This window comes from Prochlorococcus marinus str. MIT 9401, assembly GCF_000760095.1.
Lineage (GTDB): Bacteria > Cyanobacteriota > Cyanobacteriia > PCC-6307 > Cyanobiaceae > Prochlorococcus_A > Prochlorococcus_A marinus_I.
In genome coordinates, this window is record NZ_JNAR01000016.1 from 458,611 (window position 1) to 474,619 (window position 16,009).

The 16,009-nt window shown below is 31.6% G+C and carries 18 protein-coding genes; 12 read left to right on the forward strand and 6 right to left on the reverse strand.

Features of this window, described 5'->3' with window-relative positions; genetic code table 11:
* Window positions 1-24: 24 nt before the first annotated feature.
* From psb27 to EV01_RS00895, 3 genes are all read left to right on the forward strand, one after another.
* Window positions 25-462: a photosystem II protein Psb27 gene (gene psb27 / locus EV01_RS00905; protein ID WP_032517825.1), complete on the forward strand. Its 438-nt coding sequence runs from the start codon at window positions 25-27 to the stop codon at window positions 460-462.
* An 81-nt stretch (window positions 463-543) separates the two neighbouring features.
* On the forward strand, window positions 544-1,854 hold the full coding sequence (locus tag EV01_RS00900) for an adenylosuccinate synthase (protein WP_032517791.1): 1,311 nt from the start codon (window positions 544-546) through the stop codon (window positions 1,852-1,854).
* 15 nt (window positions 1,855-1,869) lie between these two features.
* Window positions 1,870-2,880 (forward strand): adenosine kinase, encoded by a 1,011-nt coding sequence (locus tag EV01_RS00895; RefSeq protein WP_032517792.1) that lies wholly within the window; start codon window positions 1,870-1,872, stop codon window positions 2,878-2,880.
* Here EV01_RS00895 and cutA read toward each other — a convergent pair whose 3' ends face one another.
* Window positions 2,881-3,186 carry a divalent-cation tolerance protein CutA gene (gene cutA / locus EV01_RS00890; RefSeq protein WP_032517793.1) on the reverse strand — a complete coding sequence of 102 codons (306 nt, stop codon included), beginning with the start codon at window positions 3,184-3,186 and terminating at the stop codon, window positions 2,881-2,883. It lies immediately after the preceding gene.
* A gap of 6 nt (window positions 3,187-3,192) precedes the next feature.
* A complete protein-coding gene (locus tag EV01_RS00885) occupies window positions 3,193-3,999 on the reverse strand; it encodes a precorrin-6A/cobalt-precorrin-6A reductase (RefSeq protein WP_050496418.1) in 807 nt (268 codons plus the stop codon).
* 29 nt (window positions 4,000-4,028) lie between these two features.
* On the opposite strand from EV01_RS00885, the gene EV01_RS00880 reads away from it, so the two are divergent.
* Window positions 4,029-4,454: a single-stranded DNA-binding protein gene (locus EV01_RS00880; RefSeq protein WP_032517795.1), complete on the forward strand. Its 426-nt coding sequence runs from the start codon at window positions 4,029-4,031 to the stop codon at window positions 4,452-4,454.
* Between the two features lies 1 nt (window position 4,455).
* On the opposite strand, the gene EV01_RS00875 is transcribed toward EV01_RS00880, so the two are convergent.
* Window positions 4,456-4,638, reverse strand: coding sequence for a hypothetical protein (locus EV01_RS00875; RefSeq protein ID WP_032517796.1), 183 nt, complete (start codon window positions 4,636-4,638; stop codon window positions 4,456-4,458).
* Window positions 4,639-4,680: 42 nt separating this feature from the next.
* Here EV01_RS00875 and EV01_RS00870 point away from each other — a divergent pair, with 42 nt between their 5' ends.
* From EV01_RS00870 to EV01_RS00860, 3 genes are all read left to right on the forward strand, one after another.
* Window positions 4,681-5,211 carry a DUF2854 domain-containing protein gene (locus tag EV01_RS00870; protein ID WP_032517797.1) on the forward strand — a complete coding sequence of 177 codons (531 nt, stop codon included), beginning with the start codon at window positions 4,681-4,683 and terminating at the stop codon, window positions 5,209-5,211.
* A gap of 64 nt (window positions 5,212-5,275) precedes the next feature.
* On the forward strand, window positions 5,276-6,127 hold the full coding sequence (argB, locus tag EV01_RS00865) for an acetylglutamate kinase (RefSeq protein ID WP_032517798.1): 852 nt from the start codon (window positions 5,276-5,278) through the stop codon (window positions 6,125-6,127).
* A 3-nt stretch (window positions 6,128-6,130) separates the two neighbouring features.
* Window positions 6,131-7,240: a DUF3153 domain-containing protein gene (locus EV01_RS00860; protein ID WP_032517799.1), complete on the forward strand. Its 1,110-nt coding sequence runs from the start codon at window positions 6,131-6,133 to the stop codon at window positions 7,238-7,240.
* Here the strand turns inward: EV01_RS00860 and priA are convergent, their stop codons facing one another.
* Window positions 7,241-9,517, reverse strand: coding sequence for a replication restart helicase PriA (priA, locus tag EV01_RS00855; protein ID WP_032517800.1), 2,277 nt, complete (start codon window positions 9,515-9,517; stop codon window positions 7,241-7,243).
* Between the two features lie 323 nt (window positions 9,518-9,840).
* On the opposite strand from priA, the gene rpoD reads away from it, so the two are divergent.
* Window positions 9,841-11,022 (forward strand): RNA polymerase sigma factor RpoD, encoded by a 1,182-nt coding sequence (gene rpoD / locus EV01_RS00850; protein ID WP_032517801.1) that lies wholly within the window; start codon window positions 9,841-9,843, stop codon window positions 11,020-11,022.
* 96 nt (window positions 11,023-11,118) lie between these two features.
* Entirely contained in the window at window positions 11,119-12,075 is a 957-nt protein-coding gene (gene hemC / locus EV01_RS00845) for a hydroxymethylbilane synthase (protein ID WP_032517803.1), read from the forward strand.
* Here the strand turns inward: hemC and EV01_RS00840 are convergent, their stop codons facing one another.
* Together EV01_RS00840 and EV01_RS00835 are read right to left on the reverse strand one after the other, a co-directional pair.
* The gene (locus tag EV01_RS00840) at window positions 12,076-12,663 is read right to left on the reverse strand and encodes an inorganic diphosphatase (protein ID WP_032517804.1); all 588 of its coding nucleotides are present in this window, start codon (window positions 12,661-12,663) and stop codon (window positions 12,076-12,078) included.
* 63 nt (window positions 12,664-12,726) lie between these two features.
* Window positions 12,727-14,232 (reverse strand): carboxypeptidase M32, encoded by a 1,506-nt coding sequence (locus EV01_RS00835; RefSeq protein ID WP_032518602.1) that lies wholly within the window; start codon window positions 14,230-14,232, stop codon window positions 12,727-12,729.
* A gap of 108 nt (window positions 14,233-14,340) precedes the next feature.
* Between EV01_RS00835 and EV01_RS00830 the strand changes: the two genes are divergently transcribed.
* From EV01_RS00830 to EV01_RS0109210, 3 genes are all read left to right on the forward strand, one after another.
* Window positions 14,341-14,796, forward strand: a complete 456-nt coding sequence (locus EV01_RS00830) for a secondary thiamine-phosphate synthase enzyme YjbQ (protein WP_032517807.1) — start codon at window positions 14,341-14,343, stop codon at window positions 14,794-14,796.
* A 36-nt stretch (window positions 14,797-14,832) separates the two neighbouring features.
* The gene (locus tag EV01_RS00825; RefSeq protein WP_032517809.1) at window positions 14,833-15,123 is read left to right on the forward strand and encodes a 4a-hydroxytetrahydrobiopterin dehydratase; all 291 of its coding nucleotides are present in this window, start codon (window positions 14,833-14,835) and stop codon (window positions 15,121-15,123) included.
* A gap of 29 nt (window positions 15,124-15,152) precedes the next feature.
* A partial coding sequence (locus EV01_RS0109210) for a CobW family GTP-binding protein (protein WP_032523309.1) occupies window positions 15,153-16,009 on the forward strand: 857 nt, incomplete at its 3' end.

Consider the following 16,009-nt stretch of genomic DNA (forward strand, 5'->3'; position numbering starts at 1 on the left):
TTATTTTTTTTGGGAGCTAAAGTTATGTTAATGAAATGTACATCAAAACTATTTTCAAATTATCTTACCAAAGCTATATCTTTTGCATTATCCATAATTGTTGTTTTTACACTATTTAGTTCACCTTCCGTAGCTGCAAAAACATCTATGACAGGTGACTATACAAAGGACACAATTTCAGTTGTTAAAACATTACAAACAGCTGTTGATACTCCAAAAGATTCTCCAAATAAAGATGAAGTAAGAAATGAGGCTCTCACACTCATAACTGACTATATTTCTAGATATAGAAATAGAGGGATGGTTAATAAAACGCAATCATTCACAACTATGCAAACAGCATTAAACGCTATGGCAGGTCATTACAAAAACTTTGCAAGTAGACCTTTACCAGATAAACTTAAGGAGCGTTTAACCAAAGAATTTTCTCTTGCTGAAAAAATGGTTCTAAGAGAAAGTTGATACAATTCATTTACTTTTTAAAAGTAAACCAAGATTTTTGAATATATTAAATATTCGCACAAAAATAATGCTCTTCTAAAATTGGCCAACGTTGTTGTAATCGGAGCCCAATGGGGTGACGAAGGAAAAGGAAAAATAACTGATTTACTTAGTCGTTCGGCAGATGTTGTCGTTCGCTACCAAGGGGGAGTAAATGCAGGTCACACTATAGTAGTAGATGATAAAGTCCTAAAATTACATTTAATTCCATCAGGAATACTTTATAAAAATACTTCTTGTCTAATTGGTTCGGGAACTGTCGTAGATCCAAAAGTTTTGCTTAAAGAAATTGACATGTTAATTGATAGTGGAATTGATATCTCAGGATTAAAAATTTCATCAACATCACATGTAACAATGCCCTACCACCGAATACTAGATGAAGCGATGGAGGCTGATAGAGGCTCAAACAAAATAGGTACAACAGGTCGGGGGATTGGCCCAACCTATGCAGATAAATCACAAAGAAATGGCATTAGGATTAGAGACTTGCTCAATAAAGAAAGGCTAAGTGATGTGATCGAAATACCGTTGAGAGAAAAAAATGGTCTTTTAGAAAAAATCTATGGGATTAAGCCACTTAAATTAGAAGACATTGTTGAAGAATATCTTGACTATGGGAATAGATTATCGAAACATGTAGTTGATTGTACTAGGACTATCCATTCAGCCTCAAAAGAAAAGAAAAATATTCTATTTGAAGGTGCTCAAGGAACTCTACTTGACTTAGATCATGGGACTTATCCTTTTGTTACCTCTTCAAACCCGATATCAGGAGGGGCATGTATTGGTGCTGGAGTTGGTCCCACTTTAATTGACAGAGTCATAGGAGTAGCCAAAGCATATACCACAAGAGTAGGTGAGGGGCCATTCCCAACGGAATTACAAGGTAGTATTAATGATCAACTCTGTGATAGGGGAAGTGAATTTGGAACCACTACAGGAAGGAGGAGGAGATGTGGTTGGTTTGATGGAGTTATTGGAAAATATGCCGTATCTGTAAATGGTCTTGATTGTTTAGCCGTTACGAAACTAGATGTATTAGATGAATTAGATGAGATTCAAGTTTGTGTTGCCTATGATCTCGATGGCGAGGAAATAGATTACTTTCCAACAAATTCAGATGACTTAAAAAAATGTAAACCAATATTCAAAAAATTAAAAGGTTGGCAGTGCTCAACTGCCAATTGCAGAAAACTATCTGATCTTCCTAAAAATGCTATGAATTATCTCAGATTTTTAGCTGAACTAATGGAGGTTCCAATTGCTATTGTCTCATTGGGGGCAAATAGGGATCAAACTATAGTAATTGAAGATCCAATACATGGACCTAAAAGAGCACTTCTAAGGTAATTTACTTTCATATTCATGACGGAATCCTTTAGACATATTGAACAAAATAAAGTCTTTGACCTCATAGGTCTTGGTAATGCGATAGTAGATATTATTGTCAATATCGAAGATGAATTTCTACAGATAAATAACTTGGAAAAAGGATCAATGAATCTCATTAATTCTGATGAATCTAAGAAATTGTTAGAGAACTGCAAAGTGATCAAACAAATATCAGGGGGGTCCTCAGCAAATACGGTTGTTTGTTTAGCAGAATTAGGAAACCATGTGCAGTTTATTGGAAGAGTGAAGAATGATCAATTTGGGGATTTCTTTTCTTCTGATATTAAAAAAAGCAATACTATATTTAATACTCCACCAACTAATAAAGGTCCTTCAACAGCTCATTCAATTATTTTGATTACACCTGATGCTCAAAGAACCATGTGCACTTACCTAGGAGCATCCATAGAGTTTGAACCAAAAGATATTGATTTTACTGTGCTTGAGGAAAGCAAATACTTGTACTTAGAAGGTTATTTATGGGATAGTGAATTAGCTAAAAATGCTTTTCTTAAAGCCGCTCGAATTGCAAAAAATTCTAATACAAAAATAATCCTCTCATTATCTGATTCTTTTTGTGTAGATAGACATCGAGAGAGTTTCTTAAAATTAATTGATGAATATGTAGATATAGTTTTTTGTAATGAATCCGAGGTTTTAAGTTTATTTAAAAAGGATAAATTAGCAAACTGCCAAGGAGACCTCTCTTCACTATGTGAATTAGTCGTAGTAACTCTTGGAAGCAATGGTTCTCTCATAATTAATAAAAACGACATTGAAGTGATTAATTCAATGACGGGAGAGAAAGTTATTGATACAACAGGAGCTGGAGATATTTATGCCGGAGGATTTATTCATGGATTAATAAATAATTATTCACTCAAAAAATGTGGAGAGATTGGTTCAATTTGTGCTGGCCAAATAATTACACAATTAGGATCCAGATCCAATATCGATCTTAAAGAGTTAGTAAGAGAAATTTAATCAAATAGCTTCATTCAACCAATCATAATATTTCATTTCCGCATGGTATTTTTTGTAAATAATTTGCGGAACATCATATGTTGAAATTTTATATAAGAAATTAATTAAATTATCTTTAAATTCTGGTTTGCTTTTAATTGTTATTTCAAACTCTTTAGTTTCTTCAATATCATCATCCCACTCATAAATTGAAAAAATTTGCTTTATGGAAACACATGCTGCAAGTTTTTTTTGTATTAGCAATTTAGCTATTCGCAAAGCATTTGTTTTACTTGATTCAGTTGTGATCATAATCAACACTTCCATAATGAATTAAATATCAATTGTTTTTTTAATTATGTGATCTATCAAATTCTTGTATTCATTAAAAGAGTAAGAATAATCATTTTTAACTTTTGGCCTTTTAACCAAAAATAATTTCATTTTACTTGCAGATACAATACTCTCCCAGTTTTTTTGAGAATAACTTCCAGATTCTCTGCATAGGACATAATCTATCTCCCAAAAATCACAAAGTTTTTTTTCTAAGATGCTTTGATTATTTTTACTGGGTTCTAGTATCGCTATATTTGAATTTTTAATACATGAACCAAAAGCCTTAGTAATACTTTCAAAAGTTGGGAGTACCCTTGTAAAAACATTTGCTTTACGATTCATATAATAATTGGCAGTATCGTTAAGGAATCTTGATCCTATTGCTAGAAGAATGTTCTTATTTTCTAGATCAATGTTATTTATATCCTTTAAATCATCAATATAAAAAAAATTATTAGTGTTATTTATTAGAGATTTTCTCTCAAAAAGTAAAAGAGGTGTATTAATCTCTTTACATGCTTTGTCAAGATTTTTAGAAATTATGACCGCAAAAGGATGAGTGGCATCTACCACGAATTTGATTTTATTATTTTTTATAAAATTAATTATTTCACCTTTATTATTTAATTTACCTGTAATGATATGTAACTTTGGATTTTCAATGTAAGCTAGCCCTGCTTTATAAGTTAAAACACTTGCAAAAACTGAATAATTAAGTTCAACAAGCATATTAGCTATTACAGGTCCATCAGAAGTTCCTGAAAGGATCCAAACATTTTCATGGCAATTTTCTTGATTCTGCATCAGTATGTCTTTAATTAAATAGTAAAGTAATGAATCATTGTTTAATTCAAGCGGTAATTAATAGCGCTCCACAAATGAGGTATACAAAAGAAAACCAAACTCCTATTGCAGAAATGATTGTTAATTTTAAAGGATTGCGTAGTGAAGATCCAATAAGAGATCTCAAGATCATGGGATGGGGAAATATTGCACAAGAAATGGTAGATGAACTAAAGGAGGGGCAAAATATTGTTATTGAGGGACGTCTAAAGATGAATACGGTCACTAGAAAAGACGGAACAAAAGAAAAACAACCCGAACTTACAGCTTCAAAGATTCATAAAATAACGCCAGTAGATTTTATAAAATCTGATCAAAAAGAAAAAAATGGGTCAATTGATAAAAAAGAAATCACTAAAGACTCCAGTTGGGATAGCTCACCTTTGGTTCCCGAAGTTGACGAAATACCTTTTTAAATCAAATATCAACATTAATTTCTTGAACACTTATAATTAGTTTGCTTAGTTTTCTTTCAAGCGCGGCAAGTTCGCTTCTGATTTCTAGCCATTTACCCTTATCAAGATTTTCTAGTAGCCAAGCTCTATCTTGATCAAGTTTAAAAATTAAATCTCCTTGATTTGAAGTATTAGGATCTTGCATAATACTTTCTAGTCCTTTTAAAACATATTCTACTAAATCAAAATGAAGAAATACCTATCGCCTGGAAACTTAATCGTAACTGCTGGGGGGATATTAGCTTTTGTTGGAATGACTGCTTATTTTACAGACTCAGTAAATTTAAGTGTACCTACTTTTTTTTATGGAGTACCTATTTTTCTAATTGGATTAGGTTTAAAAACTTCCGAGATACCTCCTGTAGAGTTGTTAAACAAGGCAAATTTTTCGACAAATAAATTTAATAGACCAAAAGAATTAACAGCACTAGTTAAAGATGTTACAAGATGGAGGTATGGAATAAAAGCTCATCTTGAATCATCATTAGAATCTTTAAATTTGTGGGACGAGGATAATCCCCCTCAACTAAAAGAAATAGAAGAAATTACAAAGGAAGAAAAAAATGGTCTCAGAATGCGTTTCGAATTAAACGCTGTCCCTCTAGAAAAATGGATTGAAAAACAAGAAAGATTAAACAGATTTTTTGTCAAAGGGCTTGAATCAGAATTTATTATCGACGATAATAAAAAAGAATTTGATTTTATTCTCTTTTATTGAATATAGGGACACATTTGTAAAAACCTAATTTCTCAATTCGATCAAATTTTAATGATTTTTAATAATGAATGATTCTCAAAGAGTATCAATATTAAGCGAAGCACTTCCATACATACAAAGTTTCTCAGGTAGAAAAATTGTTATCAAGTATGGTGGTTCTGTTATGGAGGAGGAAAATTTAAAAAATGCTTTTTTTAGAGACATAGCACTTTTATCAACAGTGGGGGTGTGTCCGATAGTAATCCATGGAGGTGGACCCGAGATTAATAATTGGTTAAAGAAATTAGAAATATCTCCTAAATTCGAAAATGGATTAAGAATTACTGATCAAAAAACAATGGAAATTGTAGAGATGGTACTAATGGGTAGGGTTAACAAACAAATTGTAAAAGGCATTAATAAAACTGGATCATTAGCTGTTGGAATATCAGGTCTTGATGGAAACTTAATTCAATCTAGAGAATTAGGAAATGGGAGCCATGGGTTAGTGGGAGAGGTCACAAAAATCAATCCTGAAATATTAGATCCTCTTATTTCTAAAGGATATATCCCTATTATTTCTAGTATTGGATCAACCATGGAGGGTATTTCACATAACATTAATGCAGACTTTGTTGCTGGGGAAATTGCTGCTGCAATAAATGCAGAAAAACTTATTCTTCTTACTGATACTCAAGGGATCTTAAAAGAAAAAGATAACAAAAATACTCTTGTTGAAAAAACGAATCTCAAAGAGGCAAGAGATTTTATTAAAAAAAATATTGTTACTGAAGGTATGATCCCAAAAACTGAATGCTGCATAAGAGCTATAGCACAAGGAGTCAAAGCTGCTCACATAATCGATGGAAGAATAAAACATTCATTACTTCTTGAGATTTTTACAAATTCCGGAATAGGTACAATGATAGTCGCCTAACCTATGAAAACTTATGAGCAAGTTTTAGAAACAGTAGAACTTGCTTTAGCTAAAGGTGAGTATCATTATTGTATTGAATTTCTTTTGCCCAAAATCAATTCGTTTCCTTTGTCAAGCAAGGAGGGAGTAAATTTAAGAACTATTTTAATTACTGCTCTTTGTGGAATCAATAAAAAGGAGGAGGCTAAAAGATTTTGTAAAGAACTTCTAAAATCTTACGATAATAAGACGAGAGAAAATGCAAAATATTTGATGGAAGTTATAGATTCTCCCGAAATAAAAAAGCCAGAAAATTGGAACGTACAGTTTGAAAGCGAACTATCACTAAATAAAAAATCTCTTAACTCACTACGCAAAAAAAAAGAAGTATTGAAGAAAAAGAAATTTATTAACATTACTGAGACTCCAACTGGTGAAACAAAACCTTTTCAGAAAGGCTTTTCACTGATCATTTTTTTAATACTATTATTATTAATCCCACTCTTAAGTGGCTGCGTTAAAGTTGAAGATAATCTTGATCTAAGTGAACTTGATTCAATAACCAATAATTTAGTCATAGAAAGTAAATACATAAAGAAATTTCCTTGGCAATTAAACTTTGAGGAAAAAATGAAAGATATTTTTCCTGGCGCAGAAATTGAACAAGGCGAATCAACTTTTTCTTTGAAACATAAAAATCTCAATTTAGAAGATACAAAGCAAGTTCTTAAAATCACCCAAAGGACCGCCGGAGAGTTAGCGGGAGGATCAACAAATATAGAAATTAATACTATTCAAAAAAACTTCATCTTTTTAAAAAAATACTTTTACAGGGTAAATTTGGATCTCAAATCTATAAAAGATTTTGATAATTTAGAACTTATTTTTAAAATTATTACCCCAAATAAACCTACCCTTACTAGTAAAAATAATTCAAATTTTGAAATTGCAAAAAATCTAATAATTTGGAATTTAAATCAAGGGCAGATAAATAGTCTCGAATTTTCTTTTTGGAGCCTCAATAAACTTTTAATTGGGATATTTACAATTTTTATAATTATAATAATAGCTTATTTATTAAGATTCTATAGATTTAAATTAGGTACAGATTTACCCCAACTTCCATCTAAGTAATTATAGCTCTACGGGATTAACATCAATAGTTAAAAAAACGTTTTTTGGAATAAGTTTCCATAATACTGATCTATCAGGCAAAGGTATCTTTGTTCCTTCAGGGCCATGTATTAATATCTGCCATCTAAATTTTTTACCAACCTTAGCAACTAAACCAGGAGCAGGTCCAATTAATTTCCAGTTCTTTTTCTCACAAAAGTTGAGTAGATATTTTGCTAATTTAATTGCAATTGATTCAGTTAATTCATAATTTTCACCTGACAACTTAAGAAGACAAATCTCGCAAAATGGAAATAAATCAGCATCTTTTCTTAATCTAGAGTTTTCAATTAAGAATCTTTCATAATCTCTTTTCTGAAGATATGCAATTACCGGATGGTTAGGTTTATATGTTTGAAAAATCACTTTTCCTTTTTTTTGAGCCCTGCCTGACCTGCCGGCTAATTGTAAAAATAATTGTAATGATTTTTCTTCTGCCGAAATATCTGGGCGATGAAGTAACCCATCTGCTGCAATAACGACTGAAAGAGTAACATTGGGGATGTCAATCCCTTTTGCCAACATTTGAGTTCCGACAAGAATATCAGCATCACCTTTAGAAAACTTTGAAAGAATATCTCTATGACCATCTTTACCTGAGGTTGTATCTCGATCAAAGCGAAGGACTTTTAAGTAAGGAAATTCTTCATTTAAAAACTCTATCACCCTTTGTGTACCTATCCCAAAAGGCTTAAAAGCGTTCGAATTACAATCTGGACAATGATTAATCATTCTAGATTTATGATCACACCAATGACAACTTAACCATTTCTTTCCTTTTGATCCAAGATGTACTGATAAGGGGACATCACAGTTTGGGCAATTAACTAAATATCCACAATTTCTACAACTTAAAAAACCACTATGTCCCCTCCTAGGGATTAAAATTATTGCTTGCTCGTTTTTTAAGCGTATTTGGGACAACAATCCTAATAATTCACTAGAAAAAATCTTCATATTCCCTTTTTTAAATTCATCACGCATATCAATAATTCTTATCTCAGGTGCCTCATTTTTAGATATCCTTTGTGTCATTCGTACCAATTTAAAATTATTTTCGAAAATACACTTTTTCCAAGTATTCATTGATGGCGTTGCACTCCCAAAAATTAACTTGGCAGAATTCCTTTTTACTATTTCAACAGCAATCTCTCTTGCGTCATAACAAGGCATAGGATTATCTTGTTTATACGAAACATCATGTTCTTCATCCATTATTATTAATCCTAGATTTTTAATTGGAAGAAAAACTGCGGATCTTGTTCCTATTACTATTAGAGGTTCATTAGCATTAATAATTTTCTTCCAAACTAAAGTTCTATGGCTTGCAGAACAATTACTATGATATTCATAAACGACATTATTAAATCGCCGACTAAACCTATCAATAAGCTGAGGAATTAGTCCAATTTCAGGGGCGAGTATCAAACAACTTTTTTTCTTGAGAAATTGCTCTTCAGTAATTCTCATATAAACTTCTGTTTTACCAGAACCTGTTTCGCCCCATAAAAGTAATGCATCTCCTGGTTTCATTGTTTGAAATTCTTTAAATGCAATTTTTTGCTCATTTGTAGGATTTGGTTTTTTCGTTGCAATATGATCATTGGGAAAGGAATTTAATTTAGTATTAATATTTTTTTTTCTTTTAGATTTAACAAGGTAATTTTTACCGACCATTGAGTTAATCAGCGTGTAATTAAAACCAGACTTTATTAATTCATTTTGCCAATTCCCTTTTTCAAGTAATGTATTCATAAGAAAAAATTCTTTTTTGGTTAATCGATTTTTATTAATATCAAATTCTTTTTTGGTTTCAATCCATATTTGATCTCTTAAACCTTGAGGAATATTCTTATATTTACCAATCCAGCCAGGAGGAAATGCAGTTTTAAACATTTTTAAATTACTTACCATATAAAAAGAGGCCAGGGATTGTATCCATTCTCTCCAAGAGTCGTCAAATATTTTTTTCTGCAAAATACTTTCAACAAACAAATACTTTATACTTTTTCCTCTAGTAATATTTGATTCATCTTTATTAATTTTCGAAAATTTTTTTTTGGAGATCACCAACCCATTCAATAATCTCCCTCTTAGTTTCACACTTACAATATCCCCAACTTCTGCGCCAAGATTATTTCCATCTAAATAGTAAAAGCTATCATTACTGCTACCTATATCAAGCAAAATTTCCAATTTGTAGGAGATATTTAATAACTGATTACTTGCCGGCTTCAAAACTTTTTCTTAGTATTGGATTGTTGAACATTCCACAAAGTGTTTTTTGCACATTGTAAGTATCCTGCTCTTAAGGGAGACATGAAGCTTTGATCATTGAGTGAAAATTCAAAAAAATGATCTGCCTGTCTGAGAAATCCCAAGACTTTTTACTTTAGGTAATCTATAGCACTATTTAAATTTTTCAACAATTTAAAAAAACTTTTTTATTCATATTCCTAAAAAGTTCTTTTACAAATTAAGGGGAAATTTACTACTAAATGTACAAATTAGCCCTAAATAAAATTTTATCTAGTTAAATTCACCGTAGAAAGGAGTAAATCATGTGTCCAGTAGCAGCAGAATCAAAGAATTCCAAGCCCAGCTCAAAAAAGAAGATTAATAAAAAAATTAATACCAATTTAGAAAAAGTAGTTGAAGAAGAAAATAATATCAACAGCCAAAGTTTACAAACATCCTCTGATTCAAGGGAAAGCAGCATAGAAACCAATAATGAATTTAGTGATTCTGAGGAAGAAGATAAAGGGCTTGGGAATATAAAGCTTGGCCCTAAAGGGACATACACTGAAGATTCGATAAGAGTTTATCTTCAAGAAATTGGAAGAATTAGACTTTTAAGACCAGATGAAGAAATTGAACTGGCAAGAAAAATTGCTGACTTACTTCAATTAGAAGAATTAGCAACTCAATATGAGTCAGAAAAAGGGCATTTCCCCTCTGTTAGAGAATGGGCCGAATTAATAGATATGCCTCTTCCAAAATTCAGAAGAAGACTTCTTTTAGGAAGAAGAGCTAAAGAAAAAATGGTTCAGTCTAATTTAAGATTAGTTGTATCCATTGCAAAAAAATATATGAATAGAGGTTTATCATTTCAAGATTTAATACAAGAAGGTAGTTTAGGTCTGATAAGGGCAGCCGAAAAATTTGACCATGAAAAAGGATACAAATTCTCTACTTACGCTACTTGGTGGATTCGACAAGCGATTACTAGAGCAATTGCAGACCAAAGTAGAACTATTAGATTACCAGTTCATTTATATGAGACAATTTCTAGAATTAAAAAAACCACAAAAGTTCTTAGCCAAGAATTTGGGCGGAAACCAAGTGAAGAAGAAATAGCTGAAAGTATGGAAATGACAATTGAAAAATTAAGATTTATAGCTAAAAGTGCTCAACTACCTATTTCTTTAGAAACGCCAATTGGTAAAGAAGAAGACTCAAGACTTGGAGACTTTATAGAGGCTGACATTGAAAATCCAGAACAAGATGTTTCTAAAACCCTTTTAAGAGAGGATTTAGAAGGTGTCTTAGCTACTTTAAGTCCAAGGGAAAGGGATGTTCTTAGATTAAGATATGGAATTGATGATGGGAGAATGAAAACTCTTGAAGAAATCGGACAGATTTTTGATGTAACAAGAGAAAGAATAAGACAAATAGAAGCAAAAGCCTTAAGAAAACTAAGGCATCCAAATCGTAATGGGGTTTTAAAAGAATATATAAAATAAAAAAAGTTAAATAAAATTTTCAGCTTCAGAAACTTGCAAAAGAATAGCTTAAAATAAATTCGACTTTATTTTAATTCAAACTCAAAATAATATTTAATGACTAATTTTAAGCTGAAAATAGCTAGTAGAAGAAGTAAACTAGCAATGGTTCAAACTTTATGGGTTAAAGATCAACTAGAAAAGAATATTCCCAATTTAGAGGTTTCTATTGAGGCCATGGCAACTCAAGGTGACAAAATTCTCGATGTAGCCTTAGCAAAAATTGGCGACAAAGGCTTATTTACAAAAGAACTTGAAGCACAAATGCTAGTAGGCCATGCAGATATAGCAGTACATTCTCTCAAAGATTTACCAACCAATTTGCCTAATGGCCTTAAATTAGGGTGCATTACAAAAAGAGAAGATCCTGCAGATGCTTTAGTAGTAAACAAAAAAAATGAATGTTATAAATTAGAAACTTTACCTGGAGGTTCGATTGTTGGAACAAGTTCTCTAAGAAGACTTGCACAATTAAGAAATAAGTATCCAAATCTTGTATTTAAAGATATTAGGGGAAATGTTATTACAAGAATTGAAAAATTAGATGCAGGAGAATTTGATTGTATAATTCTTGCGGCCGCTGGTTTAAAGAGATTAGGCTTTGAATCAAGAATTCACCAGATTATCCCAAGTGAAATATCCCTTCATGCCGTTGGCCAAGGAGCACTAGGCATTGAATGTAAATCTGATGATAAAAAAGTTTTGGAAATTATAAACGTCTTAGAAGATAAACCCACCAGTCAAAGATGTCTGGCAGAAAGGGCCTTTTTAAGAGAGCTTGAAGGTGGTTGCCAAGTCCCAATAGGTGTTAATAGTAATATTGATAATGGACAACTTTACCTTACTGGGATGGTAGCCTCTCTTGATGGAGAAAGGCTTATTAAAGATCAAGTTATTGGCAATATTAATAGTCCCGAAGAAGTAGGCAAAGAACTAGCTAAAAAATTAAAGCAGCAAGGTGCCGAAGAAATACTAGGCGAAATATTTGAAAAATTTAGAGAAAAATTAAATTAGTTAATTTACTAATTTAGGATCAATTTCTTTTTTGTATCTCTCTTCACAATCTTTAATCACTTTCACAGCTTCTTCTATCCCAAAAAAACCATTGACAGTACATGTTCCTGGTTTTTTTAGATCTTTGTAGTGCTCCCAATAATACTTTGTTTCTTTTAACCAATGATCTCCAAGGTCTTCATAACTTGAGATATGATCCATTCTTTTATCATCCGCGAGAACCGCTATTACCTTATCATCGACCTCTCCACCATCATCAAATTTCATCACCCCAATAATCCTTGCTTCCACAAAAGATCCGGGTATCAATGGCTCAGTTACTCCAACAATTTCTACATCAAGTGGATCTCCATCTTCATCCCATGTCCTTGGAATACATCCATAAGCAAAAGGATAAGCAAGTGATGAATAACCTACCCTATCAAGTTTAAGATGACCCGTTTCTGTAATTAATTCATATTTATTTATGGTATTAGAGTTCAATTCAACAATAGTGTTTATTATTGAATTAGAGCTATCAGTGAAAGCATTTAGTATGTGCAATAAATTTGGGGTAACCCTGCTTGGGGGCTGATTTAGATTTGCCATCAAGAAATTATTTTTGTTTATCTTACATCCTCACACCTAACCAAATTCTTTAAAAGTAATGTTTCAGCAAAAATCATTTATTTTAGACCTTAAATGATTTATAAAATAGTTTGGCGATAGTTCTTCATCAGTTACAGCTTTTACCAACTCCATACAATTAACTGATCTGCCATATTTATGTATATTATTTTTTAACCAAAAGATGATCTTTTGATATTCACCATTTTCAATTAAGTTATCAATCAAACCTATGTCTCTTTCCATTTGAGAAGATATTTGCGCACTAATAACATGTCCTAACAAATATGAGGGGAAATATCCAAAAGCCCCTTCACTCCAATGAACATCTTGAAGACAACCTTCTGAATCATTAGATGGTTTAATTCCTAGGAGTTCATCATATCTTTTATTCCATTCTGTTGGAATATCTTCAGCAGGTAACCCTCTTTCAATTAAATCTATTTCTAGTTCGGTTCTTATTAATATGTGTAAGCCATAAGTCAATTCATCCGCTTCAACCCTATTTAATCCTGCTTCTAAATGATTAATAGATTTCCATAGTTCTAAATAATTATTAAGAGAACATCCAGCCGAAACAAATTTTTTAAAAAATCTTTTTGAAAAAGATTTGGATTTAACTATTCTATTTTCCCAAAATAATGATTGACTTTCATGTATACCCATAGAAGTTGCTTGACCTAAAGGCCAAGCAAACCATTGATGACTTTGAGATGGCAAACCCTGCTCATAAATAGAATGCCCCCACTCATGAGCAGTTGCTAAAAAACTTGATAATGGTTCCCCTTCAACAATTCTTGTAGTGATCCTAAAATCATTAGGTCCTAATGTAATCGAGAAAGGATGAGGAGATTGTCCAACAATAACGAGATCTCTATCTCTTCCAAACTCGTCAAGTAATTTAGAACATAAATTTTTTTGAGATTCTGGACTTAAATCCCAATGATTTTTTTTGGAATTGTTAATTCCTCTAATCAATCCTGGGATGGTTTCTTTCAAAGGTTGAAAAATTTTATTCAACCATTTCAAATTTAATTCAGGCTCAAAGGGTTGGGCTAATGTCTCCCAAGGTGAACATTGAATAGATATTTGTTTTGCCTCTTCAATCCGCAATTTAACTAATTCTTCAAAGGAAGGAAGAAAAATTTTAAAATCTGATTTTTCCTTAGCTTCTTGCCAGCTTTCATACCCTTTAGATTTTGCCTTTGCTAGAGACTCAACTAATTTAGGATCTAAATTTCTTTCTCTATTAAATTCCTTCAATAAAAGACTAATATTTCTTTCTTTATCTTTTATGAAAAGTTGATTATCGGAATTTCGTTCAATATCTGCCAGTTCATTTTTAGCAGATTTTATTAAATTAGAAAATTCCTCGGAAGAATTTCTTTGATGCAATACTTTTGCAATATAAGTAAGTTGTTCAGACCTCCAAGCAGCACCTTTTTTTGGCATTCCAGTATTCTGATCCCAATAAAGTGTATTTTGGATTGAACCTAATATTTGTGTTTCTTTAAGGTAAGCACCCAGCTTATTCCAATGAGTTTCAGCCAAAGATTTAAATGGAAATTGAATTTATCTTAAGATAAAAATTTAAATGTCTGCAGTAAAAAATGCATCTTTATCCATAATAGGATATTGATTAATTAAGTTTTAACTTATATGGAACAAATATTTTCAAAATTAAAATTCACAACCCATGGCGAGGGGTTTATTGACATCACATATGATTTAAATTTATTTGTTGAAAAAAATAATTTTCATTCCGGAATTTTAAATTTAACCTCACTTCATACAAGTTGCAGTTTAACTATTAATGAGAACGCAGATCCAAATGTACTGAGGGACCTAAAAAAATATATGCAATCGATAGTTCCCTATGATTCCTACTTAACCTTATCAAAAAATAGAGAAGAAATATCCTATAAACATTATCAAGAAGGGGCTGACGATATGCCAGCACATATTAAAACATCCCTAACAAACACTTGTTTATCTTTGAGTTTTCAAGACGGGCAAATTATGCTTGGCACATGGCAAGCAGTTTATTTATGGGAACATCGATTTGATCAAAAGGAAAGAATCATAAATGTACATATAATTGGTGAGAAAAAGTAAGACATTTATAATGTAATAAGTCAGATTTCTTATTTAATGGAACCCTACATTTTGCAAGATGAAGAATTGAATGAATTAGTTGTCAAAATACCTGGCTGGGAAATTAAATCTAAACAAATCCAAAGAGAATTTAACTTCGCTAATTTTATTGAAGCCTTTGCTTTTATGACTAAGGTTGCTTTAATCTGTGAAAAATATAATCATCATCCCTACTGGGAGAATGTTTATGCAAAAGTAATAATTAAATTAAATACACATGATCTAGGAGGTATTACGAATCTGGATCAAACATTAGCTTCGGAAATCAACAAAATTTTCGATCAATAAAAATATAAACTTGTTTTCAACTATTCAAAATGTCTAAAAATTTATTGCCAGTTACTATTATTAGTGGATTTTTAGGTTCTGGCAAAACTACTCTTTTAAATCATATTTTAAAAAATCAAGTTGGTATTAAAACAGCTGTTTTAGTCAACGAATTTGGAGAGATCGGCATAGATAATGACTTAATAATAGAAGGCTCAGAAGATATGATCGAATTAAATAATGGATGTATATGTTGCTCTATCAATGGCGAATTATTAAATACCGTATCCAAAGTTTTAGAAAGAGCTGAAAAATTAGACTATTTGATTGTTGAAACAACTGGATTAGCAGATCCACTACCAGTAGCCATGACTTTTGCAGCTGGTGATCTTAGAGAAAAAGTAAGATTAGATTCGATAATCACTGTCATTGATGGAGAAAATTTTGATTTTGAAATTAATAATACAAGTGTCGCCTATTCTCAAATTTTATACGGAGATATCCTTCTTCTAAATAAATCTGATTTAGTAAATGAAAAACAATTAAAGAAAATAGAGGAGTTTATAAATAAAATAAAAAAAGAACCAAGGATTTTGAGATCAACTAATAGTGAAGTTGCATTACATACAATAATGAGCGTGGGTCTATTTGAGACGGATACTTTTGAATTCGAGAAAAATAAAAAAAATATAGAACAAAATTCAAACGATCACTCTTCTCATTCCCACGATCACTCTTCTCATTCACACGATCACTCTTCTCATTCACACGATCACTCTTCTCATTCCCACGATCACTCTTCTCATTCACACGATCACTCTTCTCATTCACACGATCACTCTTCTCATTCACACGATCACTCTTCTCATTCACACGATCACTCTTCTCATTCCCACGATTTGATCTA